Here is a 26,121-nt window from a genome sequence, read left to right on the forward strand (position 1 = left end):
TAGTCCTTTTTTGATAATCTTCAAGCTAATGTATTAATGCGCAGCACAGCATATACTTTAGTTGTCTCTTGGGGAGAGGCATAGCAGGGAAAACGGATGTGATAGGCGCGACATGGATTGACCCCCGAATGGAGTATGGAACTAGGATTATGATGTACTTGCAGGAAGCAAGTATTTAAGTAAGGATGTTCAGATATTCAGGATGTCAGGGCTAGATGGAATTAGGAAGGGAAATGGATTAGCCCAAAAGGAATTAGGAAGGGAAATGGATTAGCCCAAAAGGAATAATTGCAGGGTAATGTCAAACGCTGGATATGTTTGATGCAACTTAGGATGGGGTCAGGATGAGCCAAGTGGATTAGTACAGGATGTGCAAGAATTCGCAGAACCAAAACACCAAGCGAATTGTATGGAAATGAATTAGGGAGTTGAGTTATTCAACATAGCAGGATGCTGTTTAGAAGATTCCGTCAAGCGCGGCTCGAAAGAGTCGCGCTATCTTCATGTTTATATGTCAGAAAACTTACTTCGTTTACCTCGTAAATACGCATCTCTAAAATCAATAAAATGCGATGTGAGATTTTCAGCCGCTTCTGTTTCACCATTTTCTTCAAATACAACACAAGCGACTTCCGCCGTGCCGAGCTGGTGCTCATGGGGCGCAACTCTTAACTTATAATTTGACAAACTTTGCGGTGACACAGATAACACAGGGAATTGATCCAAATATGGGCTCTTTCTGAACATTTTCTTGGCTTCACGCCATGTGCCATCAAGAAAGATAAAGAGCGGTTTTTTCCCTTCTATACGCTCTACTGTTTTTATCACCCGCTGTGGTTGCACATTTTCTTCGGGAAAAACCACAATAGGTTGATACAGTGGATTCTCTAACAACGCAATCAATGCATCGCTCGGCTCTGTTCGATCCCATCGAAATGCATGATTATCAGGAACAATATCTGCGATTAAACGCCCAGTATTGGATGGTTTAAAACTTTCGTTATGATACATTAACAAGCACACTGCGCTTGAGCACTGAGCTTGCTTAACGCCAGCGCAAATACATAATGGCTCTGCGAGTAAGCAAGTCTCACATCGAGTAAGTTTTGAACCTCGTGCTTTGAACTCTCTCTTAGATTCAGAAATTTGCTGTGCACGAAGCGCCAATACAGAGTTACCCAAAATATTCTCCAAACAAAAATGACGCAGTATTGTATCAAGTCTAATAATAAAAGGATAAAGCAATTATTATGAAAGTTAATCAAACCAATCGACTCAAATACCGGCTACTCACTCCAGAGGATGCCCACCTGCTCTTTCAATTAGATCAAAGTCCTGCTGTGATGCAGTTTATTAATGGTGGCAAAGTCACGAGCCAAGAAGACATAGATTCAATATTTATACCTCGACTCAAGCAATTCTCTAACCCAGACAGTGGATGGGGATTATGGGGCTGCTTTTTGCAGCAAAGCAACGACTTTATCGGCTGGATCCTCGTGCGCCCTATGGACTTTTTTACAGAGAAAAGAGACGACACCAATTTGGAAATAGGTTGGAGGTTTATGCAAGCGAGCTGGGGTAAAGGCTACGCGACAGAAGCCGCTAAGCAGATCGCTGATGCCATAGCCGAACATAACATCGCAAAAAAGCTCACAGCCTTAGCTCACCCTGACAATCAAGGCTCAATTAATATCATGAAGAAAATTGGCTTAGAATACCGCACAAAGGCTATACACACAGAACCTTTGGGCAGTACAGAAGTGGTAGTTTACGATAAAAATATCGCTTGATCGCATATCAGATATATGGGGCTCATATCGCCCCATATATTAAGTTACATAGATAAATAGATGACCAAGAAGGCGCCTAATGCGAGTCGATAGATCACAAATGGCAGCATGCCCATCTTCTCAATAACCTTTAAGAAAAAGTGAATACATGCATAAGCCGCAAAGAATGACAATACTGCACCAGTAGCAATATCCGCAATATTAAACTCATCTCCTTCAGAAATAAGCTTATAGGTTAAATAACTTCCTGCAGCAGCAATCACAGGAATTGACATTAAAAATGAAAATCGCGCTGCACTTTGTTTGTTCAGACCCATCAATAAGCCTATTGTCATCGTGATCCCTGAACGAGACGTACCAGGCAGTAGCATTGCAATTACCTGAGACAGGCCAATGCATAGCGCCATCAACCAGTTGATCTGGTATATCGTTTTTATTTGCTTAGCCGTTTTATCTGCATACCAAAGTAATAAACCAAAACCAATGGTCGTCCCAGCAATGATCCAGGCGTTTCTTGAGTACTCTTCCACCAAGTCTTTGGCAAAATAACCAATCACCAACGAAGGTAAAGTGGCTAGTAATATAAACCAACCTAATTTGCTATCCTCAGTTGTCCCTTGACTGCCAAAGGACTTAAACCATGCGGCTAGGATTTCACTTACCTCTTTACGAAAATAAATAATCACTGCAAAAAGGGTCCCCACGTGAACCGCAACGTCAAATGCTAGGCCTTGATCTTGCCAACCAAAAACCTGTGAAGGTAATATTAAGTGAGCAGAGCTCGAAATTGGTAAAAACTCTGTTAAACCTTGGATTAAGGCTAGAACGATGATTTCAATCAAACTCATTGTAAATTAGAACTCCACTTTCCATAGCTTTTGACTAGGGTTATGATAATTTTCCCATATAGATGAAATAGTCTCACCTGTGGTTGGGAGCGTAATGTGTCCACCTACTTCAGTCAAAGGTAACAGTACAAAAGCGTTTTTTGTAATTTCGTCCCGAGGTAACTGCGCAGGCTGCTCACAGACCAAATCGTCATAAAGCAACAAATCGAGGTCTAAAGTGCGGGGACTAAACTTTTTATCGCCTTGAGTGCGACCGTTATCACGCTCAATTTTTTTGAGTAAGTGACACACTTCATCCACTGACATTTGCGTATTAGCAGCAAATACCGAATTGAAGAAGTTACGCCCATTAAACCCCACAGGCTCGCTCTCATAAACGTTTGAATGTTTATAATCTGGGAAGTGGTCAATTAAAGCCGTCAACCCATTTTTAAAATGCCGCTCCCGATCTACATTGGAACCAATACTGATATAAATCTCTGACATGCTATTTTTTCCGATAGATTTCAATACCAACTGTAGCAGCTTGTGCAACTGCTGCTGGTTTACTGACTTTAATTCGAACATCACTGACAGCAAATTCAGTCAGAATCATCTTAGCCAATTTTTCTAACAAGGTTTCCAATAGCTCCACTTGAATTGATTCTGATAAGCCAATGACTCGTTCGCTAACTTTTGCGTAATCTACGGTAAGATTTATATCGTCAGTTTGCGCTGCTGGGGTAATATCTGTAGACATTTCAATATCAAAATAAAGGCTTTGTTTACTTTCTTTCTCAAAGTCGTAAACTCCTATTATGGTCTCGACGTGTAATTGCGAGATATAGACCTTGTCCATGTATACTCCTAGCATGACTAAAACGGGGTCGGCGAATAATATTAGGCCGTGTAAAAAGAATCGCGATCATAGCCCAAAACAGAGCAATAAAAAATAAGGAAGCTTGTGTTAGTCATTTTAATGTGTATTTGTGCTTATTTATTTGGTTCGATTTCCTCAGCGATTTTAATATCAAGGCTGTTCTCATTGCCTGATCCCCGCTTTTCAGGTTCGAATAATCCAGGCGCCACCAATGTATTGCGCATTGGAGGAAAACTGCCGGCGGCATTGGTACTTATTTTTGATGTTTTAAAAGGCACGATTCCAGTTTGGGGCGCTTATTTCTTAAATATAGAACCGATTTGGTTAGGGGCAGTCGCTGTAAGTGCTTGTCTTGGACATATTTACCCCGTTTTCTTCCACTTTAACGGTGGAAAAGCGGTCGCCACTGCGTTTGGGGCTTTATTACCCATTGGCTTGCCTTTGGCTGGCATGCTGATAATGACATGGTTACTTGTTCTTTGGGCTTTTCGCTTTTCCTCCCTTGCAGCCATCGTGACTGTCACCGCGGCGCCGTTTTACACTTGGCTTCTCAAACCACAATACACGCTCCCAGTTGGCTTTTTAACGCTGCTTATTATTTTCCGCCACAGAGCAAATATTTCTAGGCTCCTCCAAGGAAAGGAGCCTAAAGTCGGGAAAAAAAGCGCTGGGAAGGATTAAGAAATCGCTGGTAGGCTGTCTAAAGGCCAGCGAGGTTGAGTTTTCATATCAAGCGGTGCGGTATGACCTGCTTTTAAACGCTGCATACCTGCAAACGCAATCATCGCCCCGTTATCCGTACAAAACTCAGTGCGAGGATAGTAAACACGTCCTTTCATCCCCTGCATCATACGCTCAAGCTTTGTTCTCAGTTCAACGTTAGCACTCACACCACCAGCGATGACAAGGCGTTTTATGCCTGTTTGCTTTAATGCGCGTTTACACTTAATTGCCAATGTATCAATGACGGCAGTTTGAAACGCATGTGCAATGTCAGCTTTAGTCTGTGTGTCATCACCCTCATTCTTTATCGTGTTTGCAGCTGCTGTTTTAAGACCACTAAAACTAAAGTCCAGTCCAGGTCTGTCTGTCATTGGCCTAGGGAAGACAAAACGCTCCGGCACTCCCTGTGTAGCAAGTTTTGCTAGTAATGGGCCGCCAGGGTAATCTAAACCCAATAGCTTCGCAGTTTTATCAAATGCCTCACCTGCGGCATCATCCACAGACTCACCTAATATCTCATATTCGCCAATGCCAGCCACTTTAACCATCATAGTATGACCACCAGAGACAAGCAGTGCAACAAAAGGGAACTCTGGTTTGTCATCTTCTAACATGGGTGCAAGTAAATGACCTTCCATGTGATGTACAGCAACCGCAGGAATATTCCAACCAAATGCCAACGAGCGCCCGATCGAAGTACCCACCAGCAATGCACCTACTAAACCTGGACCCGCTGTATAGGCAATCCCATCTAAAGACTCAGGGCCACAGCCAGCCTGCTCAAAAGCGGCTTCAATCAGTGGAATAGTTTTACGTACATGATCCCGAGACGCAAGCTCCGGAACGACGCCACCATAATCGGCATGCACTTTCACTTGACTGTAGAGCTGATGAGCAAGCAACCCTTGTTCATCATCATAAATAGCGATGCCAGTTTCATCACAGGAAGATTCTATACCTAAAATACGCAATCTAATTCTCCACTACACTTTTTACTACACATTTTCGATGGCCAAACCAATGTTAGTTTGACCATCAATTATCGCTTGCGCTTTTAACTGTTTAACGCTTTCAGAAGAAATGCGCCCCATATTTTCAACAAAGTCTATTAGCTCGCCCAATACTTCAATTTCATATTGCATCAGTGGGTGTTCTCGAACCTGCCTATTGTCAGGAATAACATCTTCTTGGGCGAATAGAAACTCAATATATCGCGCTACAGTGGCCTGAGAAATTTTTGCGACATTGACGAATTCTACGTCATCTTTGGTCATGATCCCTTGGATAAAACCCAACAATGCAGTTGCGACATCTATCGCAGGGTATGTACCAAACATATCAAAGTCAGATAATTCAGGGACATTAGGCTCGATTTTCTCGATTTGCTTTTCTAAGCTGATTTTACTTTTTGGTAATAGCAGCTTTTCCCAGCATAAATTCAATGCACTTCTAAAAACTTGCTCGTCACCAAATCCAGTTGCTTCACTAAATAACCCATAGTTTGGTGTCATTCTTTCCAAAATAGCCGCCGCAAGTACCGCTTTTTGTAAATAGTTCAGTTCACGAATGCGCTGAAAGTTGTTTGCTTTACTCATACTCTCTTCCACAGTGCCAACAATACTCGAAAGCTGAGCCATTGAGCTCATTGCAATGCTGACATTGCCAATCTAATTTCGATTTTTTCTGGTGGTAGTTTACCAATATTTCTTCTCCAAGGGGCAACTTTATCGCAGGCACAAAGATCTTAATGGTATTATCAGCAAACGGAAGCTCTCCAAGGGAAGATGATAACGCCTCCCCTTGCATAGTCGTCTTGATGCGAGCTTGATGCAATAGACCATTCACAAGGTGAGCTTCAATCATATTATCAGTGCTGAATACACAGCACCATTTATCTAAATCATTAACCATCGCACTCAATGTTAATTTTGCTATCATAAACAATATTGTAGTGTGTAAATTGGAAGAGCTCTATGACGCTTACCACACCCGGGTTATTATTCCCCGCTATTTCGTTGCTATTATTGGCTTACACAAATCGTTTTTTAGTACTTGCTCAGTTAATCCGTGAGCTCAACGCACGTGAAGGAGATACTTTGCGCCCGCTTGTTGTTCAACAAATCAATAACTTAAAAAAACGAATTAAATTAATCCGTTTAATGCAAGTATGGGGTGTCTTTTCATTTATTCTCTGCACACTGTCCATGTTTGCCTTATTTATCGATATCAATTTGCTTGGGATAGTACTATTTGGCGCCAGCCTTTGCTGCCTAGTCGCGTCTCTTATGCTCTCTCTTTACGAAATCCACATTTCTTGCGATGCAATAGAAATAGAACTTAACAATATTGAAAAAAAGCCTATGCAAGAGTAAGCAACTCGTTTTGACCTTACTATACTGAGATTATCAATAGCTAAAGGTAGGTCATGTGTGAGCGGTTTTCTTTTTTCAAATGAGCAACTAAGAGAAGAAGCATCACAACCTGAAGAGCGTGCTTTTTGGGATGTGCTAGTCGTTGATGATGAGGAGGACATTCACCAAGTCACCAAATTGGTTCTCTCTGATTTTAAATTTGAGGATAAAGCATTACGTTTTCATCACGCTTATTCGGCCAAACAAGCAATGGAAATCTTAGAGACCCAAGATTGTATATCGGTTGGACTGATTGACGTTGTCATGGAAAGTAATCATGCGGGACTTGATCTAATAAAGTTTATCCGCAATGAAATGGCTAACCATGACATCAGATTAATTCTTCGAACTGGCCAACCTGGAGAGGCCCCTGAAGAATCTGTGATCCGCGATTACGATATCAACGATTATAAAAATAAAACGGAGCTTACCGCTGTAAAACTGAAAACGCTTCTTTACTCTGCACTGCGCTCGCACCGAGACATTCAAACAATAGAGTTGCACAAGAAAGGCCTAGAGAGGATCATTGCTGCATCATCTAGCTTTTTAGAATGTGACAATGTGCAAGATTTTGCATCAACCATCTTAGAGCATGTTGCACAAGTCTTAGGACTATCTGATTCAGAAATTTATTGCGCTGCAGCAACCAATAAGCAAACAGATTCCGGTTCTCAATTCAAACTATTGGCTGCTTCAGGAGAAGGAGTAGAACCGAGCTCAGATAAGATCCCCAATAACGTCAAGAACTTATTTATTGAAACTCACAACAGAAAAACTTCTTGCAAGTCTTGCAATGAATATGTCGGGTACTTCACCTCAAAAGGCGGGCTGGAGACCATGCTATACGTAAATAAAGAAAGCTCTCTACGTAGCACTGATTGCCAGCTCCTAGAGTTTTTTGCAAACAATATTGCGCTTGCACACGATAATATTAAGCTGCGTGAAACTGTCAAAGAATCACAACGTGAGCTCTCCTATATTTTAGGTGAAGCAGTAGAAAAGCGCTCCAAAGAAACAGGCTCTCACGTTAAACGTGTCGCGATGTACAGTAAGCTACTCGCTGAGTTATCTGGCATTAACAGCTATCAGGCCGAAATTATTAAAATGGCTTCCCCTTTACATGATATTGGTAAAATCGGCATTCCCGATGTCATATTGAACAAACCAGGCAAACTGACCAGCGATGAATGGGAAGTAATGAAAACACATGCGCAGCTGGGTTACGACATATTGAAAAAATCAACAAATGAAATACTACAATGTGGCGCAACAATTGCCCATCAGCATCACGAAAAATGGGATGGTTCAGGTTACCCTCGTGGGTTAAAAGGCGAAGATATTGATATCGTTGGAAGAATTACAGCTATTGCTGATGTTTTCGACGCTTTGGGTAGTAAACGCTGCTATAAAGCAGCTTGGTCCCTAAAAAATGTACTTGAAGAGATAAAATCACAAAAATCCAAGCAATTTGATCCCAAATTAGTTGATTTATTTATAAATAATCTGGAACAATTCATTTTAATAAGGGATACCTATCCCGACTAGAACTTTGTAAGCGAAATGTAAAAAATTCACTTGGATGTTTCCTGAAACTGTATTAGTATTAGGAAATCAACGTCATGATTGCATTTTTGTTGAAATAAAAGGAATTTCAAATGAGATTTGAACAACTAGAGCAGTTCGTTGCTCTTGGTAACCTTCGTCACTTTAGACAGGCTGCCGAACAAACCCAGATAAGTACATCTGCTCTAACGAGAAGTATACAGACTCTGGAAGATGAAATAGGGTGTGAGCTGGTAAAACGCTCTACACGCTCAGTAAAATTAACCGAGCAAGGCGAGTTATTTCTCAATTACTGTAAAGCAACCCTAAGTGAGCTGGATGTCACGAAAAATACCATTAAGCAAAGCCTATTTGGCAGAGATCAACAAAAACTAGTTGTTGGATATACGGCCAAAGCTAGTGAAATTGTTCCAATGTCATGTGGCCGATTCTTAGCTGACTCTCCAAATGTAAAAATTGAGATGCAACTGTTAGATGAACACGAATTAACGAGAAAGCTTCAATTAGGAGAAGTAGATATCAGCGTATATTTATCTTCTGCTACTAGCCTTATCAGTGATATTCATTTACCGGATCAGCTGATTTTATTTGTATCAAAGCAACACCCTCTTGCCCAACAAGAGTGTATCCGCAGAGGAGAATTATCACAGTATCCAATGTACAGCTGTTTCTCGCAGTCTAAACAAGTGCAGAGTATGCTAAACGAGTCTGTAGAGGGTCTTAACAAGTCAACGAGTGTGAAGATAGGTAATATCACTCAAGTAATTGACGGGCTTAAGAGCAGCCAAAGTTTTGCTATTGCAAGCATTGAGCATTCAAAGACAATTGCACAAGATCCTGAGTTAGTCCTATTGAAGACCAACAAAGACAATAGCCATGAGCAATTAGTTATTAATACAAACCACCAACTTAATGGGAACAGCCATGTAAATAGCCTACTGCAATTGATTGAAAAAACAGCCGCTCAATTGCAAGTAAATGGTGCGCCAGTGCATTCTTAATTTTTTTTATACTCGACGCGCTAAGCCCACACTATAGCGGTGTGGGCAAAACATCTAGCCCAACAACACTCCGATAAATATCATCAAGCCCACATAATTATTATTTAAAAAAGCTTTGAAACACGCATCCCTATCGCGCCCCACAATCTCTCGTTGTAAATACACTAACATTGCGGTGGCAATCATCAATGCGGCCCAATACCAAATACCTAACATGAAATAGATACCCACTATCAACATACACAATAAGAAGCATATATTTAATAATGCAATAATGTGTCTATCCCATTTACCAAACAAAATTGCTGTCGATTTAACCCCGATCTTAATATCATCGTCCCTATCTACCATCGCATACATTGTATCGTACGCAACAGTCCACATCACATTGGCAATAAATAATAACCACGCTACAAGTGGTACCTCGCCCGCAGCAGCCATAAATGACATAGGAATACCCCAGCTAAACGCAGCGCCTAAAACCACCTGAGGTAAATGCGTATATCGCTTCATAAACGGATATAGAGCCGCCAGCAATACCCCGCCGACTGACAGAGCGATTGTTTGCCAATTTAAAGTCAGCACCAATAAAAAGGACATTAAGATCAACACGAGGAAGAGCGTTAGCGCTTCTTTTTCTGATACTGCTCCACGCGCTAACGGACGCTGTGCTGTTCTTTTCACTGAGCCATCTACTTTTCTATCTGCATAATCGTTAATTACGCACCCAGCACTGCGCATCATAAAAGTCCCTGCGCCAAAAACTATAATGTGTAGAAGGCTTGGCATGCCTCCAGAAGCTAGCCATAGGCTCCACATAGTAGGCCACAACAATAAAAATGTGCCAATCGGCTTATCCGTTCGCATCAATTGTTTGTATTGGGCTACATTGGCATATTGCAACGACGCTACTTTCATTTATTTAATCTCATTATTAAAAATTTCGCATACCAAAACTTTAGCAGAGCCTTTGGTAAATATACTGCGTCTAGCAAAGATAGGACTATGCTGTGCGCCGAGTAGTTTACATAATTGCATATGTGATTGGGTATCATCAACATAGCTTACTTCTAGCTCTCCCCTATGCCAAAGTGACTGTTGAAATAACTTCTCGCCAAGTGGTTTATCACCGAGATTCATCAGCCCTTGTTCGTTTGCATTCAACAAAATCCAACTTTGCGCATAAACATGGGGCAAATCATCACAATAGAGTAACACCTGCCGACATACTGCTTGCTCAACCTCGCTTGCGAGAGCTTTGGCAATATCTTGCGGTAGCATCAGATGCTGTTCATCGAGAACTTTTACTTTAAAGCTGTCACTTTGACTTTTTAACAATGCCGTTAAAGAGCCTTGCTCAATCAAACGTTCATGTATTTTTGAAGGTGCTTTGGCGACAACCTCGTCGCAGCTCCCCCACTTAAAATTTAGAGAAATAGGATTTTTTAACAATGCAATAATTCAATAAAGACTAAACCGCTGTCATGATAGCAAAGCTTAGCAATGCAAAAAAGTTCGTGATTATCCAAATGCTGGCTGTTCATGTTTTAAGTTTAAGTATAAACTAACCATATTGTTGATATTTAGTTACGTATTTTCAGACGATTATGGTTCGTACTCTTTTATTATTTATGGCGTTAACGGTCAGTGTTACAAGCTTTAAGCTTAAAGCAGAATCAAATGTTGGCTATTACGGTTTTGAGCCAGATATTATTACGAACTATATTGGTCAATCCAATAAAAAACTCGGTTACGTGCGCGTTACTATAGATTTAATGCTGGATGATATTGCAAATATCGCTGTAGTCGAACACCATACCCCATTACTGAGAGATGCGATTGTTCAAATCCTGAGTAAAGAACCAGAAGAAACGATAAAGTCCCTTACTGGTCGAGAGGAGATCAGGAAGCGCTGCGCCGAAAAGTTGAAAACACTGCTTAAAGATGAAACCGGACAAGAAATTATCCGAGAAGTTTTATTCACGAAGTACCTCTACCACTAATTTGATGCATTATTGTTGCAAGGCTCATTCCTGTTAGTAATCCAACTAAATGGGCCCAATTTGCCATACTGATAAATAGCACATCAGTAAATCCTAAAATCATCCACACCAGCATAAACCCGATCATGGGTTTAGACAAAATAGCCTGCTCATCTTTATTAAGATATGAGTAGATCCAGCAAAACCCCATCTGTGCGTACACAACACCGCTCAACCCACCAAAGTTCGCATCCACAACTAAAAACTGCGCCCAATTACTCAATAATGCACTGACAGTGAAAAGAGATAGCAAAGTTATAAAGCCCGCTCTGTTGACAATTTGGTTACCCAAAAAGATCCACCAGCTCAAGTTAAACAATAAATGTACCGCACCAAAGTGCATAAAAGCAGGAGTTAGCCAGCTCCAAGGGTGGTTTATATCAAATTTAAGCGCTTCGAATACAGCCGATGGCGTGAAGTAATAAAAACTGATGTAGACAAGTAAAGCGATGATTGTGACAGCCTGTACGAGCCAGTTTAGACGCATAAAACGCTGGAATAAGTTTAGCTGAGCGCCTTGATATTTTAATGCACTGTCTGTTTCACCCACTTGCCAAGAGGCATTGCTGTACTTTTCATGATAGGGGTTTGCTAAGAACTCTTGCCAAACAGCCTGAGCAGTATGCAGGTCATGCTCTTGTACCCACACTGACACAGTTCTTCCATCTTCACTATGTAATTGGCTTTCTACCCCAAGTGTTCTTAGGTAATCAACGGCTCCTTGAACCGCTCTAGGGTCTGATAAGGAGCCAAGTAGCTTCATTTTTCTACATGTTCCGGAAGTGTTTGCTCCCATTGAGTAAAGCCACCATCCATACTGTAAACATCTTCAAAGCCTTGCTCAACTAAATAATTCGCAGCATTTTGAGAGCTGATCCCATGGTAACAAACAATTATGATTGGCTGTTCAAACTCTTTTTCCTGCATAAAATGGGCTAAGTTTTCATTAGAAAGGTGCTCTGAACCAGGAATGTGTCCCGCTGCAAACGAGTTAGGATCACGGATATCTGCAACAACCACGTTGTCTTGTGTCATTAACGTTTTTGTTTGTTCAATACTAATATGTTTAAAAGCCATATCTCTCTCATTAAAAAAGCGGCCCAATTAATACAATACCTTATATAAAGGAAAGTACAATTTAAAGCCGCCTGTTGGATTTAAATTACTTAGTCCAGTCTAGAATCACTTTACCTGACTGGCCTGAGATCATTGTATCAAAGCCCTGCTGGAAATCATCCACATTAAATTCATGGGTAATGATAGGCTCAAGGTTCAAACCAGACTGAATTAAGCTTGCCATCTTGTACCAAGTCTCAAACATTTCGCGTCCGTAGATCCCTTTGATAACTAGCCCTTTAAAAATAACCTGGTTCCAATCCACCGCCATGTCACTGGGTGGAATACCCAACATTGCAATTTTACCGCCGTGGTTCATGTTGTTTAGCATGCTATTAAATGCAACCGGTACACCAGACATTTCAAGACCCACATCGAAGCCTTCTGTCATACCCAGTTCTTTCATCACATCTTCAAGGTTTTCGCTTGCCACATTGACCGCCTTAGTAGCGCCCATTTTACGTGCAAGGTCTAGTCGATATTCATTCACATCAGTGATAACAACATGGCGTGCACCAACATGCTTGGCAACAGCGGCTGCCATAATGCCAATTGGACCAGCGCCAGTAATCAATACATCTTCACCCACTAAATCAAATGATAAAGCAGTATGTACGGCATTGCCAAATGGGTCAAAAATCGATGCTAATTCATCTGAAATATTATCTGGTATCTTAAATGCGTTATAAGCTGGGATAACTAAGTATTCAGCGAATGAGCCTTCTCGATTAACGCCCACACCAATGGTATTGCGACATAAGTGTACTCGACCTGCTCGGCAGTTTCGACAGTGCCCGCATGTGATATGACCTTCACCAGAAACACGGTCACCAACAGAAAAACCTCGCACCTCTTGACCCATATCGACGATTTCACCCACATACTCATGGCCCACGACCATAGGTGTTGGGATCGTATTTTGAGACCATTCATCCCACTTATAAATATGGACATCGGTGCCACAAATTGCCGTTTTACGGATCTTGATTAGTAAATCGTTGTGCCCCATTTCAGGTTTAGGCACATCGGTCATCCAGATCCCTTCTTCAGCTTTCAACTTGGATAATGCTTTCATAATATTCACTCGTTAGAAAGTAGGTGCGCTAGCACCTAGCAATTAAATCACACCTAAATCTTTACCAATGCGGATAAACGCTGCAATCGCTTTATCCAATTGTTCTTTAGTGTGCGCAGCTGAAATTTGCGTACGAATACGAGCTTGGCCTTTAGGTACTACAGGGAACGAGAAGCCAATCACATATATACCTTCAGCGAGCAATCTATCTGACATTTCTGCTGCCACTTTTGCATCGCCCAGCATAACAGGAATGATTGCATGATCTTTACCAGCACATGTAAAGCCAGCCGCTTCCATCTCGTTGCGGAAGTATGCTGCGTTTTCCCATAGTTGGTCACGTAATGCTTTACCGTCTTTAAGCATATCAAGCACTTTGATAGATGCTGTCACGATAGATGGCGCTAACGAGTTAGAAAACAAATATGGACGAGAGCGCTGGCGTAACCACTCTACAATCTCTTTTTTACCTGAAGTGTAACCACCCGATGCGCCACCAAGTGCTTTACCAAGTGTACCTGTGATAATGTCAACTCTGTCCATAACACCACAGTACTCAGCCGTGCCCGCGCCATTTTCACCAACAAAACCAACGGCGTGTGAATCATCTACCATAACAAGTGCATCGTACTTATCCGCAAGATCGCACACTGCTGCTAAGTTACAGATAACACCATCCATTGAGAAAACACCATCCGTTGCTATTAGCTTCGTTTTAGCACCCGCTTCTGTTGCTGCAATCAACTGCTTCTCTAAATCAGCCATGTCATTGTTTGCATAACGGAAGCGTTTAGCTTTACACAGACGTACACCATCAATAATAGATGCGTGGTTTAAAGAGTCTGAGATAATTGCGTCTTCTGGGCCAAGGATCGTTTCAAATAAACCAGCGTTCGCATCAAAGCATGACGAGTATAAAATCGTATCTTCAGTTTTTAAAAACTCACTGATTTTTTCTTCTAATGTCTTATGAATATCTTGAGTACCACAAATAAAGCGTACAGATGCAACGCCAAAACCATGATCAGATAAACCGCTTTGCGCTGCAGCAATCAGATCTGGATGGTTAGCCAAGCCTAGGTAGTTGTTTGCACAAAAGTTAATAACGCTTTCACCCGTTGATACAGCGATTTCTGCTTGCTGCTGTGATGTAATAATGCGTTCTTTTTTATATAAGCCTTCAGCTTTCACTTCTTCTATTTGTTGTTGAAGTTGGCTGTAAAATGCCGCTGATCTCATGTAGAGTCTCCATTGGTTGCACGGAGTGTGTACGCCTAATTTTGCTTCTGAGGTGAACACACGACTATGATGCCTCGAATACTGCATGAGTTATTTAACTCAATGCAACAATGTTTCGATTCGATAGACGTTGAAACTCAGGTTAAATCAATTAAAAGGGTACACACCAAATGAAAAGTCATACTCAAGCCAATTACCCACTTGTTGTATGAATGAGTTAAATTACTTGAGTATATTTTAAAAGGTTCGCAAGCTAAATGCACGGATTGTGATTATCTTGTTTTATATGAGCGTAAAGCTAAATGGGCGTTAACCTAATTTTTGGGGCAGCTGTGCCAAAGAATCGCAAACAAAATCTGCAAATGATTCATCCTCAGCTGTGAGCTCTTGTCCTGAACGCACCAATATTTTAGTTGCTACACCTGCTGCAATAGCAGCTTTCATATCTGAAGCCTTATCTCCCACCATGATACTGGTTGTAGGATCTATATCATGCTCTTCAATCGCTTGTAATAGCATGCCTGGTTTTGGCTTTCGGCAATCGCAATCACGCAAGTACTGTGGTAGTGCTTTTTTGGGGTGATGTGGGCAAAAATAAACGCCTGCGATGTCAATACCATGCCTATTAAACTGCTCACACATCCACTGTGTTAAGCGCTGGAACTGAGCTTCATCATAATATCCGCGTCCAATACCAGATTGGTTCGTCACCACGACAAGCTTATAACCTAATCCTGTAAAGTATTGACACGCTTCAAACACACCGTCGATGAACTCAAAGTCTTCAATGGCATGTACATAAGCATGATCATGATTGATCACACCATCTCTATCTAAGAATACTGCTTTAGATTTCATAATTTCTCTTGCTGAACGACTTTATCAAACATCGCTGTTACATCATCAACACTAATTTGTGCCATTAAATCTGCGCCTTTTACCCGAGTGCCCCAAGGCAACTCACTGGCTGGCTTGCCTTTTTGTTGCAATAAATTTTGGTGATACACCTCAACAACATATTGCTGATATAAGTATGGCCCTGTTCGCTTTGGATTGGAATGCGCATATAAGCCAATAACTGGCGTGCCCACCGTCACAGCCATATGGGCAGGTCCTGTATCAGGCGCAAGTACTAATTTTGCTTGTTGAAGTACACATAGAAGGGTTTTCAACCCAGTTTTGCCCACGAGATTTAAAATCGGACATTTTGCCTGCTCAATAATGGCTTGGCTTAGACTAACTTCCAACTCAGTTGGGCCACCGGTTATTACAACCTGAAAGCCTTGTGCTGTAGCATAGTCTGCAAGCGCTGCATAACGCTCTGGCAACCAATTTCGCTCTTTTTTACTCGCAGCAGGTGAAATGACAAACACGCGTTCAAGGCCTTTCAAAAGCGTTTTTGCCTGTTCCTCATCCTCTGCAGTATAAGGCATACTCCAAGTTGGGTCTTGAGGCTGTGCGCCAATTGCCTGAGCGAAATGATGAAAACCGTCGAGTACATGCGGTTCTGTTTGACCTGTGATACGTTGATTAACAACTAACGAGTGCAACTCTTTTGAGCGCGCGCTATCAAAACCAATTTTCACTTTTGCAGGAATGCACAGCGCAGCCACATTAGAACGAAACGCAACCTGCATGTGCAGCAGCACATCAAATTTTGTGCCTTTAAAATGCGCCTTTAAATCCTTAAACGCCGCTTTACCGCGTTTTTTATCAAACACCACAAACTCTACACCCGGTAAGTCGGCCAATAACATCGCCTCTACTTTACCTATTACCCACGTTATTTTCGCTTGAGGATGTGCGCGTTGAATCGCTTGGACCGCTGACACTGCATGACAGACATCGCCAATAGCTGATAGTCGAAGCACGCAAATAGAAGAAATTGTTTTTGACACTCGCCTTACCTAATCAGTTTAAGAACGCATGATCTTAAATTAATCGTCTCGATTTGCAACACTTGTGCATTTCCCTCTTGAGAAAAAATCGCTAAACTTGCGACATATTTCCACTTTGCTAGCCACTTATGCTCAAAATAGACAATACCGGCAACCACTTCATTATAACGCCACAAAATAGCGTATTAAACATTAACCAAGACTGGTTTGATGTAGAACATTGGCGGCAAAAAGACGCTATCGTAAACAGTAAACTTGGCCGCGCGCCAGCATGGTTTATTCAATATCAAAAAGGCAGTATTGCCGTATTAAAACACTATTGGAGAGGCGGCTTAATAGGCAAAGTATTAAATGATCAATACGTATTTTTAGGCTTAGAGAAAACCAGAGTATACAAGGAATTTAAGCTTCTTTTAGAACTGAAGGCGTTGAACCTACCAGTGCCAGGACCCATTGCGGCTTATATTAAACAAACCTATGGTATTTATCGTGCTGATATACTGACACAAGCTATCCCAAGCGCACAAAGTGTGTGTGAAAAGCTACAACAATGCCACTTATCAGAAAATGAATTAGTGTCCGTCGGTCAAACCGTTGCTGATTTCCACCGTCAAGGTGTCTATCATGACGACCTCAATATCAATAATATCCTTTTTGATGGACAGGGTAACGTCAATTTAATCGACTTCGATAAAGGAGAGATCAGAGCCATAGATAAAACATGGCAACAGGCTAATATTGATAGGCTGGCGCGCTCTTTTAAAAAAGAAGCCGGCAAATGGCCGACTTTCTTTTTTGACGAATCACACTGGCAAGTGCTGCTTAAGGCTTACGAAAAGCAATTAAACAATTAACTTTTGCTCAAACGTGCTTTTTTTATGATATTCGAGGTTGAGCAACCGTCTAGAAAAGACAATACCTCAACCTGACCGCCTTGTGCTAAAACATGATCGGCACCCGCGATCTCCTCGACCTTATAATCACCACCTTTGACAAGAACATCAGGGCTTATCGTCGCAATTAAATTAGCAGGCGTATCGCCTTCTACTTCTTTGCCAAAAGGAATCACCCAGTCAACAGACGCAAGAGCTGAGATAACCATCGCACGCTCGCTTAAAGGATTAATTGGCCTATCAGCCCCTTTCAAACGCGAAATTGACTCATCGTTGTTTAACCCTACAACTAAACGGTCTCCCATCGCTTTAGCCTGCGCTAAATAACGCACATGACCGGCATGTAAAATATCAAAACAGCCGTTCGTAAACACTATTTTCTCGCCATTTTGCTTAGCAAAAGAAATATGCTGTAGTACATCCTCAAAAGGTGTCTGATAATGCTCGCCCGTCTCTTTCAAGTACTGGCTCAACTTTGCACTCAACTCTTCCGGCGTCACCGTGGCTGCGCCTAATTTCCCAACCACGATACCCGCTGCCAAATTAGCCATTTCAACGGCATCTTTGGCGTTCATACCAGCGCCTAGCATAGTCGTTAACGTTGCAATGACCGTGTCACCAGCCCCTGTCACATCACTTACTTCAAGTACTTGTGCTGGAAAGTCGTGTTTTTCATCTTCGGATATAAGAGACATCCCATGCTCAGAGCGCGTAAGTAACATAGCATCGATACCCGCTTCAGAGATTAGCTGTCGAGCACTTTGGGTAATCGCAGCCTCTGAACTGACATCACCACCGGCGAGCTTAAACTCATTTAAATTAGGCGTAATAAAGTCAGCACCGCGATATAGCGATAAATCACTTAACTTAGGATCAATGAGTACCGTTTTACCTGCACGTTTTGCAATAGCAATCATCTCAGAAATGTTAGCAAGGGCGCCTTTATTGTAATCAGAAAACAAGACATATTCATATGCATCAATGACTTGCTCAAGTTTTTCAGTCAGTAATACACTGTGCTCCGCTAAAAATTGCTCTTCCATATCTAAGCGAACAACCTGCTGATGGCGACTGATCACACGCATTTTCGCAATGGTCGGCAGGTGTTCCACGCTTACCAGCTGAGAATCAATATTTTCATCTGCCAAAATACTATTAAGCTTGCGACCATTGTCGTCTTGGCCAATCAAGCCAAGAAGGCCAACTTTACCGTCAAGGTGTGCAATATTCTTCGCCACGTTAGCAGCACCACCGGCTTTGTCATCCAAGCTACTTACTTTAACGACAGGCACTGGTGCTTCAGGTGAAATTCTACCGGTATCACCATGCCAATATCTATCCAGCATCACATCACCTACAACAAGCACACGTGCATTATTCAGGTTTTGTAAGGCAGCTAAATTCATTTGCTTTGCTCCGCAATTAGAAGGTCAACTGCTTCGCACAGCCAATGACCAATAAACATATGTGCTTCTTGAATACGTGCTGTTTCATCATAATTTATGATGATAGGCAATTTAGCAATGTCTTTTACTTCGCCGCCCTGACGGCCAGTTAAAGCGACTGTATAAGCGCCAATTTCATTTGCTGCTGCCAAAGCCAAATTGATATTTTCACTGGTACCTGACGTTGTAAGCCCTATAACCAAATCTTCTGGTTTGCATAGCGCTTGAACCTGCCTTTCAAACACAGTATTAAAATGATAATCGTTGCTATGAGCTGTCAGTATTGAAGTATCTGTCGTAAGTGCGATTGAAGCCAATGGCCCGCGCTCTAGTTTATAACGTACGACAAACTCAGCGGCAAGGTGCTGTGCATCTGCGGCACTACCACCATTACCAAACCAGATAACTTTACCACCTGAGGCAAGTGTTTTCTGACATGCTTTCAACAGTGCTACCGACTCTTGATGATAATTCGCCATATTCGCAAATAGCGCCATATGGCGTTCCAAACTATCTAAGTAGCTATTCGCAATTTGTTCATTGACTGACATAGTGAACCCTAAAATTCTACAAGCCCAAAAATTGGGTTAGTTCTTAATTATTTCCCGTGTACTACCAGTATACATTGACTGACAGCCAAGTGTAGTTTTCTCCGAAGACATCTTTGCCCACTGTTAGGCTCGTTTCTAGTTGATAGTCATCAATTTTCCTAGAATTAGAAAGTTTGAGTTCATTTTGCTTTTTATACTCATACTTCTCATTATCTTGGTTATCAACCGTTGTCCACTTGATGCGCCACAATGAATCTAAACTCTCGGCATAAGTAACTTCAACAACTTGGCTTTGCGTCGCCACTCCGTGATTAAATACGCGGTGATTGCTTGCAAAATGACCTAGTACGAAGTCATTTATACTATTTCCTTTTTCTGGATAGATATGATGCGTAAACCAATGCTCACTAATATCTGAAAACTCGTAACGCAATGAGATATCTTTGGTTAATTCTGGAATGTAAAAACCATAGTTTGTAACAGAATTACCAAACAGGTAATTTTTATGCTCTCTTGTATCTTCACCACCATGTTCGATATACCATTCAACAGGTATATACCAATTCGTTTTAAACGATGTAGTGACTGTAGCCCATTGGTCTCCAAGCTCACTATCTGTACTGCCGGTTAGGCCGCTGTTATCACTGCCTGCTGGATCAAAGAATGCCTTAAGTACATCCTTTCCTGAAACTTCTCTTGGACCGCCTCCAAATTGCATCATTCGGTTGATACCGATTTTCCAATTGTTCAGCGGCTCAAAACTTAAATGCGTCCCCGCCAGTTTAGGCGTACCATCATGTCGTTTGTCTTGGTAATGAATACCTTTTTCAACATATTCCAATTCAGAATAAAATAACTCAAAGTCAAAGTTCCACCAGTTTTCAAGTGGAGAATTTAATCCTAAAGAAATCGATAAAGGGGTCTGTGCATTCGTTGAATAGACTTGAGCCGAATGCTTAAAAGGCGAAAACCAATGCTCTTTGTAGCCTATATTAAGTTGAAGATTCTCTCCGCCCAGTGCATAAAAAGTATTATAAGGCACTAACCTACCAGCTTCTACACGGTACTCTGCGCCTAATTGTAATAGTGAGCTATCACTACCTCGATAAATACCTCCGAGCGAAATTTCTGCATATTCGCCTGAATAATTCCCTCGATCATTTGCAATTTGTTGCTCTTCCCCAGAGTCGATGCGCAATTTAATGCCCCTACGAGTGATAGCATCTGTTTGCAAATATGGCGCAATGCGAGCTCGAATACTTGCTTGCAACGCAGGATCGATGTTGCCTAGTTTTACAATATGCTGGTTAATCTCTGAAATCCTGTATGGCTTACTCATTGGTGTTACTGCCGTAAGCGTAAACATCTTTTCAATTTGATACTCGAGAATATTATCTTTACCAATCGGAAGATAAGCAGTCGGCTTAGCAAAAGCCGATTGAGCGACAAAAGTCAGAGGTAAAGAAACAGCAAACAACAACTTTTTAAAAATTGACAACATTTTATTTCTTTCAAAAACAATCAGGGGCGAGCATACTAGCAAATTAAGCGCAGTTGGGCACGCACCTATATGTGTAAAATTGTTATAGTCATTTCCATTCACCTTTAATCACGTTAAACTGCGCTTTTATTTATGTCCTGATATCATGACCCGATTTATCTACTCACTAATCTTATTATTACTTGCACCGCTTATTGCATTTTATTTGTACCACATCAGAGGCAAGAAAAATCAGGGTTATAAGTCACACTTTTCGCAAAGGTTTGGCACGGTCAGTTCACATTTTCCTCAAGAGGCAATTATTATTCACTGCGCCTCAGTCGGAGAGGTATTAGCAGCAGCGCCCTTAATTAAAAAAATACAATGCCAGCATTCAGCTCACCCCGTTATTATTACGACTAACACACCAACTGGTAGAGCTGAAATAAATAGACAATTTAAAGAGTCAGTGCACATCTGTTATCTTCCTATTGATTTTGGCTTTGCTGCACGCCGGTTTATGCAGCGTTTAAAACCTAAATTAATTGTTGTATTAGAAACCGAGCTTTGGCCGAACCTGTTTCATTATGCAAACCAAAACCAGTGTCCAGTTGCAATTATCAATGCTCGCTTATCTGATAAGTCCTTGCGTGGATATCAAAAGTTTTCTTCACTTAGTAAAAATATCATGGATAACATCACGGTGCTTGCAAGTCACAATGATGAGGATGCTCAAAGATTCATGACGTTAGGACTCAAACAGGATAAAATTACCACCACTGGTTCTATCAAGTTTGACGTCAACCTTAGCCATAGTGAAATGGAACAGTTGGCAGTATTAAAGTCTCAACTTGGAGATAGGCCTGTTTGGATTGCAGGCTCTACACACCCAGGAGAGCATGAGCAAATCATTGAAATACACAAGCAACTACTAAAAGAAACGCCTACAGCATTGCTGGTCATTGCGCCTCGTCACCCAGAGCAATTTAATCCAGTCGCAACTTTACTGTCAGATTCAGGTCTCAGTTTTGGCCGCCGAAGTGAGGCATATGACACAATCAACCAAGTATTGTTGGCAGACACCCTAGGCGAATTAAAGTTTCTTTATGGCTGCGCTGACATTGCGTTTGTCGGTGGCAGCTTAATTGAGCGAGGTGGTCATAACCCACTTGAGGCCGCGGCAAGCGCCATAGGCGTTTTAAGCGGACCGAGCACTTATAACTTTTCACACATCTACCCACAGTTAATCTCGGCCAACGGAGCTCAAATTTGCTCAGATAAAAACGAATTACTTCAGCAGTTAAATCTGTATTTACGAGATAATACTGCTGCGAAAGAGCTAGGGAAAAACGCACACACTTGCCTTGCGAGTAACCAAGGTGCCATTGATCGCACCCTAGACATTATCGATTCACTATTGGAGCAGTAAATGAGTGAGCATATTAGTAACGCGATGAAAAACTGGGTAAGTAATGTCATCGTGAAATATAACTTTTGTCCATTTGCCAGAAAAGAGGTGGAACAAAATGCCATACATTACTATGTCAGCGAGGCCCTTAGTCATGACGATGCGGTCATGGATATGCTGGAACAATGTTTTGAGTTGAATCAAAACGAAGAAAGAGAAACAACCCTGCTTATTTTCTCTCATGGCTTTAGCGATTTTGATGCGTTTTTAGATTTAGTCGATTTAGCCAACGCGATGCTTTGCGCTCAGGGCTTTGAAGGTATCTACCAAATAGCTAACTTTCATCCAGACTATGTGTTTGCAGACAGCGAAGACGACGATCCAGCAAACTATACTAACCGCGCACCATACCCTACACTGCACTTAATTAGAGAAGATAGTATGGCTGAAGCGCTTGAAGTGTATGATGACCCTGAGTCTATTCCCGACAACAACATTCGCCTAGCTAGGCGCAAAGGCGAGGCATTTTGGCAGCAGTTGTTAGCAAGCTGTATTCACCAAAAGTAAAGCTTTAAACCAAATAACTGCGCTATACAGCGCAGTTATTACAAAGTAGCTTTATTTTTTCACCCACTTGCCATTTACTTGAATGAAATGCCCAGAAGAGGTCTTCTTATAGGTTTTTTCTGCGGCAAGCTTTTCCACTTGTGACAAACTAATGCCATTTTTCTTTGCCAGCTGCTGATACTTTGCTTTACGTTTTTTATTAATATCAGCGACCAGTTTCTTCACATCACCAGACCCCTTAATAACGCCTAAATAGCCCGTGGAGTTTTCGCCAACCATGCCTTGTGATTTAGCTTCATTAATCGTCAAAGCCATCACCGAAAAGCTCATACATGCCGCTGCGATGGTAGTCAGTATCATTTTTGCTTTCATGTTCTCACTCCTTAGAATAATTCACTGTCGTCACTAAACAAGTCGTCTAGTTCTTTGTCTACTTTAACACGGATTTCGTGGTCAACTTTTACATTTAAATTGATGGTAATTGGCTCTTTTGTCTCTACCTGAACTTTATGAGTACAGGCTGAAGTAACCAAGACCAGCATCAAAGTTAGCATCCATTTCATGCTTTCTTGCTCCTATTAGTTTAATGCTTTTTCAACTTCTTTGGTGATTTCATCGCTCAATCGCAATGCCCTAAATAACTGAAAAATATTCTCTTTATGTGTGTAATTAAAATTAATTGGCTGTCCCTGCTGCTCGTTGACACCCGTAATTTGTACAGCCAAGTCAAGCCATCCATCCGATGACATATTCACGTCGCTGGTTAGCTTCTCTATGTTTAACCGCTCTAACATGCCAAAAGCCGTTTCTAAACTTGGCTGTTGGGCCTTAAGCGCTTCCACGGATTGATTATTTTCAATACTCAATAAGCCAACATCTATGTTATTTAGCTTACCGCCATGAATTTCTAGTGCGCCATCAACAACGGTTACAGGTAGTTGCCCATAGACACGACCACTAAGTTCGACACCAGCGTTTTTAGCTGCATGAGCTATTACAGCCAACTCCCAGTCTTGTGCTTCAACCAGAAAACTCTGATCTTCCTCGGATAAACTGATCTGCTGAGCACTTAGCTGACCATCAAATATATAAGCACTGATATTGCTCAACATGGGCTTTGAATCATAAGATGATAGACTCGCTTGAAAGTTCTCAAGCACTGCCCCAGAGCGGATCTCTCGAATACCTATCGGTGACTCTTCAATGATCAACTGTTGGGCCTTGATCATGCCAGTGACTGGCATATTCAAACCACTTAAATAATGGGAATCGTATAAGATCCCCCCTTCTTCTATCGTCATATCAAAATGGTAGCTTTGTTCTGAAGCATCCCCACTGATATTAGCCGAAATTGTCCCTTCACTTAGCTGTATCTTTGGATCAATTTGTTGAATGATTGGCTGCAGAGTTAAAAAGCTTTGTTCAGGTACCGAAACATTAACTTCATTCAGCTGTGGCCCGATTTTATGCTTGATCAATACTTCAAGCTCTTCCAAGTGTAAGACATGGTCTAAATTAAGTTGCTCATTAAAGTTCCCTGAAGAGGTCACAACCGCATTTCGAAAAGAGAATTGAGGAGTGGCAACTAACCCAAGATGGATTTCACCATCAAAGAGAAGACTCGTTTCCACATTCGCTAATTCACCTTTAAACGTCATGCTCTGTGAAACATCTTTCCCTCTTAGTTCACCCCTTTTAAATGAACCTACTTCCATATTAAGTTGACCTTTGAAGTGTTTTAACTCATCAGTATTGAGCTTACTCTCCAACAAAATATGCTTTCCTAGCGCCTCTTCAAACCTGTATCGTTCCACGCTCACTTGAGTATCCAACACATCCACCTCAATTGCCTGAAGCGGATCCACTGCCAATTTATTCATATCAGCACTTAAACGCGTGTTTATATTCAGCTCTGTATTGTTCAAAAACGCTTGTGTATTTTTTAGCCCACCAATTGACGTTTGAGTTACTAAATCAAGATTGATAATTTGGCCAAGCACCCCATCCAAAGAAAACTCCCCTTGGCTAACCATATCTTCAACGGTTATATCATTGGCTAAATTCAACGCTGTGCTATTTAATAACCAATCCCCATTTGTTGATAATTGATTGCCTTCGACAGATAATTTAGCCTGAAGCTCTAACCAACCAAGCTGAGAATTCTGGTGACTCAGGTTAAGATCTAATAACGCTTTTTTTTGAGGCACTGCAAGCCGAAGGTTATTTAAAACGATTGCAGTCAAACCGTTTTGATCTTTGGCACTGAGCGAAGGTATTTCCACTTTTGCCAGCGTCGCTGTAAATGGTTCGGGTATGAATAGTTGCCAATCAGTACTCACTACCTCTGCGGGTAAAGACTGCTGGAAATCTGTGAGCTTTCGGCAAGACTGACCATTTATTTTCACCTGCAGCTTGGATAAGTCGACGTTAGCTAAGAGTGAGTTTAAATTTAGCTGACTCACCAGACCACCCTTTATATCCGCCATCATTTGACAATCTGCCAGGCTGGAATCCAAAATACTCGCTTGTAAATTGGCCCTAGAATCAATTTCAACACCATCAAATGTAAAAGATAATAGCCCGGATAACGCCTTTATTTGTGTTGGTAAGTAAGGCTTAAACCCTTGGCTTGATAAATCTGTTTCAACACTGATTTGATCTGGCAACAAGGCAACAAGTGCAGATACATCACCATCAATGCGAAATCTATTGAGTTCTGGTTCATTGATAGAAAAAGAGAGCGACTGCTGCAATTGCTGCGACTTAATATTCACATCTTTTATCGTCAACAGCGGCCGGTTTTCAACCAGCGGTAGCAACAACTTTTGCAATGGCTTTGATTGTTGCGCAGACGGATCGGTAATATGCTCAATCTGCAAATGCTCTACCACAAGAGCATCTGGTGTCACCGTTACCTCTTTTGCCGTGATATTTGCTTGTGTATGTGACAAGCACGCTTTACTGATGTCGACTTTAGTAAACCCTGCAATTGACCACTCTAAACAAGTTAGCTCACCCTGCTCTTGCGTTAAGTAGTGATCCGCCACCACAAGACTTAAAGGCATTCGAAATATATACAAAGAGATCAGCAATAAGCAAAAGCTTATCCCAGCATAAACTAAAAAGCGCCGCATGCGTTCCTAAACTAACTTTTCATCAAAACAATGAGTTTAAGCCATCGCGCTCACAATGTAATGTAGAAGAGCGTAAGA

General features: G+C 41.5%; 30 protein-coding genes. 9 read left to right on the plus strand and 21 right to left on the minus strand.

What is annotated here, in order from left to right:
* Positions 1 to 507: 507 nt before the first annotated feature.
* Positions 508 to 1,182 carry a tRNA-uridine aminocarboxypropyltransferase gene (locus L1077_RS00835; RefSeq protein WP_239032850.1) on the minus strand — a complete coding sequence of 225 codons (675 nt, stop codon included), beginning with the start codon at positions 1,180 to 1,182 and terminating at the stop codon, positions 508 to 510.
* Between the two features lie 68 nt (positions 1,183 to 1,250).
* Between L1077_RS00835 and L1077_RS00840 the strand changes: the two genes are divergently transcribed.
* Positions 1,251 to 1,790, plus strand: coding sequence for a GNAT family N-acetyltransferase (locus L1077_RS00840; protein ID WP_237135189.1), 540 nt, complete (start codon positions 1,251 to 1,253; stop codon positions 1,788 to 1,790).
* A 44-nt stretch (positions 1,791 to 1,834) separates the two neighbouring features.
* Here the strand turns inward: L1077_RS00840 and L1077_RS00845 are convergent, their stop codons facing one another.
* The 3 genes from L1077_RS00845 to folB are packed head-to-tail and all read right to left on the minus strand — an operon-like array spanning position 1,835 to position 3,476.
* Complete coding sequence (locus tag L1077_RS00845) at positions 1,835 to 2,638, minus strand: undecaprenyl-diphosphate phosphatase (protein WP_237135190.1); 804 nt, start codon at positions 2,636 to 2,638, stop codon at positions 1,835 to 1,837.
* Between the two features lie 6 nt (positions 2,639 to 2,644).
* Positions 2,645 to 3,124, minus strand: a complete 480-nt coding sequence (gene folK, locus L1077_RS00850) for a 2-amino-4-hydroxy-6-hydroxymethyldihydropteridine diphosphokinase (protein WP_237135191.1) — start codon at positions 3,122 to 3,124, stop codon at positions 2,645 to 2,647.
* Position 3,125: 1 nt separating this feature from the next.
* Complete coding sequence (folB, locus tag L1077_RS00855) at positions 3,126 to 3,476, minus strand: dihydroneopterin aldolase (RefSeq protein ID WP_237135192.1); 351 nt, start codon at positions 3,474 to 3,476, stop codon at positions 3,126 to 3,128.
* Between the two features lie 105 nt (positions 3,477 to 3,581).
* Here folB and plsY point away from each other — a divergent pair, with 105 nt between their 5' ends.
* The gene (gene plsY, locus L1077_RS00860; RefSeq protein ID WP_237135193.1) at positions 3,582 to 4,178 is read left to right on the plus strand and encodes a glycerol-3-phosphate 1-O-acyltransferase PlsY; all 597 of its coding nucleotides are present in this window, start codon (positions 3,582 to 3,584) and stop codon (positions 4,176 to 4,178) included.
* Here plsY and tsaD read toward each other — a convergent pair.
* From tsaD to L1077_RS00875, 3 genes are read right to left on the minus strand one after another with little or no spacing between them, the layout of a single operon-like run.
* On the minus strand, positions 4,175 to 5,191 hold the full coding sequence (tsaD, locus tag L1077_RS00865) for a tRNA (adenosine(37)-N6)-threonylcarbamoyltransferase complex transferase subunit TsaD (protein ID WP_237135194.1): 1,017 nt from the start codon (positions 5,189 to 5,191) through the stop codon (positions 4,175 to 4,177). The genes plsY and tsaD overlap by 4 nt on opposite strands.
* Positions 5,192 to 5,215: 24 nt before the next feature.
* Positions 5,216 to 5,815 carry a YjaG family protein gene (locus L1077_RS00870; RefSeq protein ID WP_237135195.1) on the minus strand — a complete coding sequence of 200 codons (600 nt, stop codon included), beginning with the start codon at positions 5,813 to 5,815 and terminating at the stop codon, positions 5,216 to 5,218.
* The gene (locus L1077_RS00875) at positions 5,808 to 6,158 is read right to left on the minus strand and encodes a putative signal transducing protein (RefSeq protein ID WP_237135196.1); all 351 of its coding nucleotides are present in this window, start codon (positions 6,156 to 6,158) and stop codon (positions 5,808 to 5,810) included. Before L1077_RS00875 ends, L1077_RS00870 begins: the two co-directional genes overlap by 8 nt.
* Positions 6,159 to 6,193: 35 nt before the next feature.
* Here L1077_RS00875 and L1077_RS00880 point away from each other — a divergent pair, with 35 nt between their 5' ends.
* The 3 genes from L1077_RS00880 to L1077_RS00890 all read left to right on the plus strand — a co-directional run bounded on the left by L1077_RS00880 (position 6,194) and on the right by L1077_RS00890 (position 9,195).
* The gene (locus L1077_RS00880) at positions 6,194 to 6,592 is read left to right on the plus strand and encodes a DUF2721 domain-containing protein (protein ID WP_237135197.1); all 399 of its coding nucleotides are present in this window, start codon (positions 6,194 to 6,196) and stop codon (positions 6,590 to 6,592) included.
* 57 nt (positions 6,593 to 6,649) lie between these two features.
* A complete protein-coding gene (locus tag L1077_RS00885) occupies positions 6,650 to 8,176 on the plus strand; it encodes a DUF3369 domain-containing protein (RefSeq protein ID WP_237135198.1) in 1,527 nt (508 codons plus the stop codon).
* Between the two features lie 110 nt (positions 8,177 to 8,286).
* Entirely contained in the window at positions 8,287 to 9,195 is a 909-nt protein-coding gene (locus L1077_RS00890; protein WP_237135199.1) for a LysR family transcriptional regulator, read from the plus strand.
* Between the two features lie 54 nt (positions 9,196 to 9,249).
* On the opposite strand, the gene ubiA is transcribed toward L1077_RS00890, so the two are convergent.
* Both ubiA and L1077_RS00900 read right to left on the minus strand, forming a co-directional pair.
* Entirely contained in the window at positions 9,250 to 10,113 is an 864-nt protein-coding gene (ubiA, locus tag L1077_RS00895; RefSeq protein ID WP_237135200.1) for a 4-hydroxybenzoate octaprenyltransferase, read from the minus strand.
* Positions 10,114 to 10,647, minus strand: a complete 534-nt coding sequence (locus tag L1077_RS00900; protein WP_237135201.1) for a chorismate--pyruvate lyase family protein — start codon at positions 10,645 to 10,647, stop codon at positions 10,114 to 10,116. It abuts the gene before it with no gap.
* A gap of 155 nt (positions 10,648 to 10,802) precedes the next feature.
* Here L1077_RS00900 and L1077_RS00905 point away from each other — a divergent pair, with 155 nt between their 5' ends.
* Complete coding sequence (locus L1077_RS00905) at positions 10,803 to 11,198, plus strand: flagellar basal body-associated protein FliL (RefSeq protein WP_237135202.1); 396 nt, start codon at positions 10,803 to 10,805, stop codon at positions 11,196 to 11,198.
* Here L1077_RS00905 and glpG read toward each other — a convergent pair.
* From glpG to L1077_RS00935, 6 genes are all read right to left on the minus strand, one after another.
* On the minus strand, positions 11,176 to 12,000 hold the full coding sequence (glpG, locus tag L1077_RS00910) for a rhomboid family intramembrane serine protease GlpG (protein WP_237135203.1): 825 nt from the start codon (positions 11,998 to 12,000) through the stop codon (positions 11,176 to 11,178). The genes L1077_RS00905 and glpG overlap by 23 nt on opposite strands.
* Positions 11,997 to 12,314 carry a thiosulfate sulfurtransferase GlpE gene (gene glpE / locus L1077_RS00915; protein ID WP_237135204.1) on the minus strand — a complete coding sequence of 106 codons (318 nt, stop codon included), beginning with the start codon at positions 12,312 to 12,314 and terminating at the stop codon, positions 11,997 to 11,999. The genes glpG and glpE overlap by 4 nt, the downstream gene beginning before the upstream one ends.
* Positions 12,315 to 12,399: 85 nt before the next feature.
* On the minus strand, positions 12,400 to 13,428 hold the full coding sequence (tdh, locus tag L1077_RS00920) for an L-threonine 3-dehydrogenase (protein ID WP_237135205.1): 1,029 nt from the start codon (positions 13,426 to 13,428) through the stop codon (positions 12,400 to 12,402).
* 42 nt (positions 13,429 to 13,470) lie between these two features.
* Positions 13,471 to 14,667, minus strand: a complete 1,197-nt coding sequence (locus tag L1077_RS00925; RefSeq protein WP_039611733.1) for a glycine C-acetyltransferase — start codon at positions 14,665 to 14,667, stop codon at positions 13,471 to 13,473.
* Positions 14,668 to 14,976: 309 nt separating this feature from the next.
* Entirely contained in the window at positions 14,977 to 15,525 is a 549-nt protein-coding gene (gene gmhB, locus L1077_RS00930; protein WP_237135206.1) for a D-glycero-beta-D-manno-heptose 1,7-bisphosphate 7-phosphatase, read from the minus strand.
* On the minus strand, positions 15,522 to 16,565 hold the full coding sequence (locus L1077_RS00935; protein WP_237135207.1) for a glycosyltransferase family 9 protein: 1,044 nt from the start codon (positions 16,563 to 16,565) through the stop codon (positions 15,522 to 15,524). The genes gmhB and L1077_RS00935 overlap by 4 nt, the downstream gene beginning before the upstream one ends.
* A gap of 128 nt (positions 16,566 to 16,693) precedes the next feature.
* Between L1077_RS00935 and L1077_RS00940 the strand changes: the two genes are divergently transcribed.
* Entirely contained in the window at positions 16,694 to 17,419 is a 726-nt protein-coding gene (locus L1077_RS00940; RefSeq protein WP_237135208.1) for a 3-deoxy-D-manno-octulosonic acid kinase, read from the plus strand.
* On the opposite strand, the gene hldE is transcribed toward L1077_RS00940, so the two are convergent.
* The 3 genes from hldE to L1077_RS00955 all read right to left on the minus strand — a co-directional run bounded on the left by hldE (position 17,416) and on the right by L1077_RS00955 (position 20,955).
* Positions 17,416 to 18,864 carry a bifunctional D-glycero-beta-D-manno-heptose-7-phosphate kinase/D-glycero-beta-D-manno-heptose 1-phosphate adenylyltransferase HldE gene (hldE, locus tag L1077_RS00945; protein WP_237135209.1) on the minus strand — a complete coding sequence of 483 codons (1,449 nt, stop codon included), beginning with the start codon at positions 18,862 to 18,864 and terminating at the stop codon, positions 17,416 to 17,418. The two genes, L1077_RS00940 and hldE, sit on opposite strands and share 4 nt — an antisense overlap.
* Positions 18,861 to 19,454 carry a D-sedoheptulose-7-phosphate isomerase gene (locus L1077_RS00950; RefSeq protein WP_237135210.1) on the minus strand — a complete coding sequence of 198 codons (594 nt, stop codon included), beginning with the start codon at positions 19,452 to 19,454 and terminating at the stop codon, positions 18,861 to 18,863. The genes hldE and L1077_RS00950 overlap by 4 nt, the downstream gene beginning before the upstream one ends.
* A gap of 61 nt (positions 19,455 to 19,515) precedes the next feature.
* Complete coding sequence (locus L1077_RS00955) at positions 19,516 to 20,955, minus strand: capsule assembly Wzi family protein (protein WP_237135211.1); 1,440 nt, start codon at positions 20,953 to 20,955, stop codon at positions 19,516 to 19,518.
* A 145-nt stretch (positions 20,956 to 21,100) separates the two neighbouring features.
* Here L1077_RS00955 and waaA point away from each other — a divergent pair, with 145 nt between their 5' ends.
* Positions 21,101 to 22,363 carry a lipid IV(A) 3-deoxy-D-manno-octulosonic acid transferase gene (waaA, locus tag L1077_RS00960; protein ID WP_237135212.1) on the plus strand — a complete coding sequence of 421 codons (1,263 nt, stop codon included), beginning with the start codon at positions 21,101 to 21,103 and terminating at the stop codon, positions 22,361 to 22,363.
* Entirely contained in the window at positions 22,364 to 22,909 is a 546-nt protein-coding gene (locus tag L1077_RS00965) for a DUF1415 domain-containing protein (protein ID WP_237135213.1), read from the plus strand.
* 51 nt (positions 22,910 to 22,960) lie between these two features.
* Here the strand turns inward: L1077_RS00965 and L1077_RS00970 are convergent, their stop codons facing one another.
* Genes L1077_RS00970 through L1077_RS00980 form a run of 3 tightly spaced genes read right to left on the minus strand, consistent with a single transcriptional unit; the run spans position 22,961 to position 26,043 of the window.
* Positions 22,961 to 23,281, minus strand: a complete 321-nt coding sequence (locus L1077_RS00970) for a YdbL family protein (RefSeq protein ID WP_237135214.1) — start codon at positions 23,279 to 23,281, stop codon at positions 22,961 to 22,963.
* Positions 23,282 to 23,292: 11 nt separating this feature from the next.
* A complete protein-coding gene (locus L1077_RS00975) occupies positions 23,293 to 23,472 on the minus strand; it encodes a YnbE family lipoprotein (protein ID WP_023399504.1) in 180 nt (59 codons plus the stop codon).
* 15 nt (positions 23,473 to 23,487) lie between these two features.
* On the minus strand, positions 23,488 to 26,043 hold the full coding sequence (locus L1077_RS00980; RefSeq protein ID WP_237135215.1) for a YdbH domain-containing protein: 2,556 nt from the start codon (positions 26,041 to 26,043) through the stop codon (positions 23,488 to 23,490).
* Between the last annotated feature and the right edge of the window lie 78 nt (positions 26,044 to 26,121).

This window comes from Pseudoalteromonas luteoviolacea (assembly GCF_021654285.1).
GTDB lineage: Bacteria > Pseudomonadota > Gammaproteobacteria > Enterobacterales > Alteromonadaceae > Pseudoalteromonas > Pseudoalteromonas luteoviolacea_J.

Coding starts and splice junctions, on each gene's coding strand:
- L1077_RS00840 (WP_237135189.1), top strand. CDS start 1,251: ATGAAAGTTAATCAAACCAATCGACTCAAATACCGGCTACTCACTCCA.
- L1077_RS00845 (WP_237135190.1), bottom strand. CDS start 2,638: ATGAGTTTGATTGAAATCATCGTTCTAGCCTTAATCCAAGGTTTAACA.
- folK (WP_237135191.1), bottom strand. CDS start 3,124: ATGTCAGAGATTTATATCAGTATTGGTTCCAATGTAGATCGGGAGCGG.
- folB (WP_237135192.1), bottom strand. CDS start 3,476: ATGGACAAGGTCTATATCTCGCAATTACACGTCGAGACCATAATAGGA.
- L1077_RS00870 (WP_237135195.1), bottom strand. CDS start 5,815: ATGAGTAAAGCAAACAACTTTCAGCGCATTCGTGAACTGAACTATTTA.
- L1077_RS00875 (WP_237135196.1), bottom strand. CDS start 6,158: ATGATAGCAAAATTAACATTGAGTGCGATGGTTAATGATTTAGATAAA.
- L1077_RS00880 (WP_237135197.1), top strand. CDS start 6,194: ATGACGCTTACCACACCCGGGTTATTATTCCCCGCTATTTCGTTGCTA.
- L1077_RS00890 (WP_237135199.1), top strand. CDS start 8,287: ATGAGATTTGAACAACTAGAGCAGTTCGTTGCTCTTGGTAACCTTCGT.
- ubiA (WP_237135200.1), bottom strand. CDS start 10,113: ATGAAAGTAGCGTCGTTGCAATATGCCAATGTAGCCCAATACAAACAA.
- L1077_RS00905 (WP_237135202.1), top strand. CDS start 10,803: ATGGTTCGTACTCTTTTATTATTTATGGCGTTAACGGTCAGTGTTACA.
- glpG (WP_237135203.1), bottom strand. CDS start 12,000: ATGAAGCTACTTGGCTCCTTATCAGACCCTAGAGCGGTTCAAGGAGCC.
- glpE (WP_237135204.1), bottom strand. CDS start 12,314: ATGGCTTTTAAACATATTAGTATTGAACAAACAAAAACGTTAATGACA.
- tdh (WP_237135205.1), bottom strand. CDS start 13,428: ATGAAAGCATTATCCAAGTTGAAAGCTGAAGAAGGGATCTGGATGACC.
- L1077_RS00925 (WP_039611733.1), bottom strand. CDS start 14,667: ATGAGATCAGCGGCATTTTACAGCCAACTTCAACAACAAATAGAAGAA.
- gmhB (WP_237135206.1), bottom strand. CDS start 15,525: ATGAAATCTAAAGCAGTATTCTTAGATAGAGATGGTGTGATCAATCAT.
- L1077_RS00940 (WP_237135208.1), top strand. CDS start 16,694: ATGCTCAAAATAGACAATACCGGCAACCACTTCATTATAACGCCACAA.
- hldE (WP_237135209.1), bottom strand. CDS start 18,864: ATGAATTTAGCTGCCTTACAAAACCTGAATAATGCACGTGTGCTTGTT.
- L1077_RS00950 (WP_237135210.1), bottom strand. CDS start 19,454: ATGTCAGTCAATGAACAAATTGCGAATAGCTACTTAGATAGTTTGGAA.
- L1077_RS00955 (WP_237135211.1), bottom strand. CDS start 20,955: ATGTTGTCAATTTTTAAAAAGTTGTTGTTTGCTGTTTCTTTACCTCTG.
- waaA (WP_237135212.1), top strand. CDS start 21,101: ATGACCCGATTTATCTACTCACTAATCTTATTATTACTTGCACCGCTT.
- L1077_RS00965 (WP_237135213.1), top strand. CDS start 22,364: ATGAGTGAGCATATTAGTAACGCGATGAAAAACTGGGTAAGTAATGTC.
- L1077_RS00970 (WP_237135214.1), bottom strand. CDS start 23,281: ATGAAAGCAAAAATGATACTGACTACCATCGCAGCGGCATGTATGAGC.
- L1077_RS00975 (WP_023399504.1), bottom strand. CDS start 23,472: ATGAAATGGATGCTAACTTTGATGCTGGTCTTGGTTACTTCAGCCTGT.
- L1077_RS00980 (WP_237135215.1), bottom strand. CDS start 26,043: ATGCGGCGCTTTTTAGTTTATGCTGGGATAAGCTTTTGCTTATTGCTG.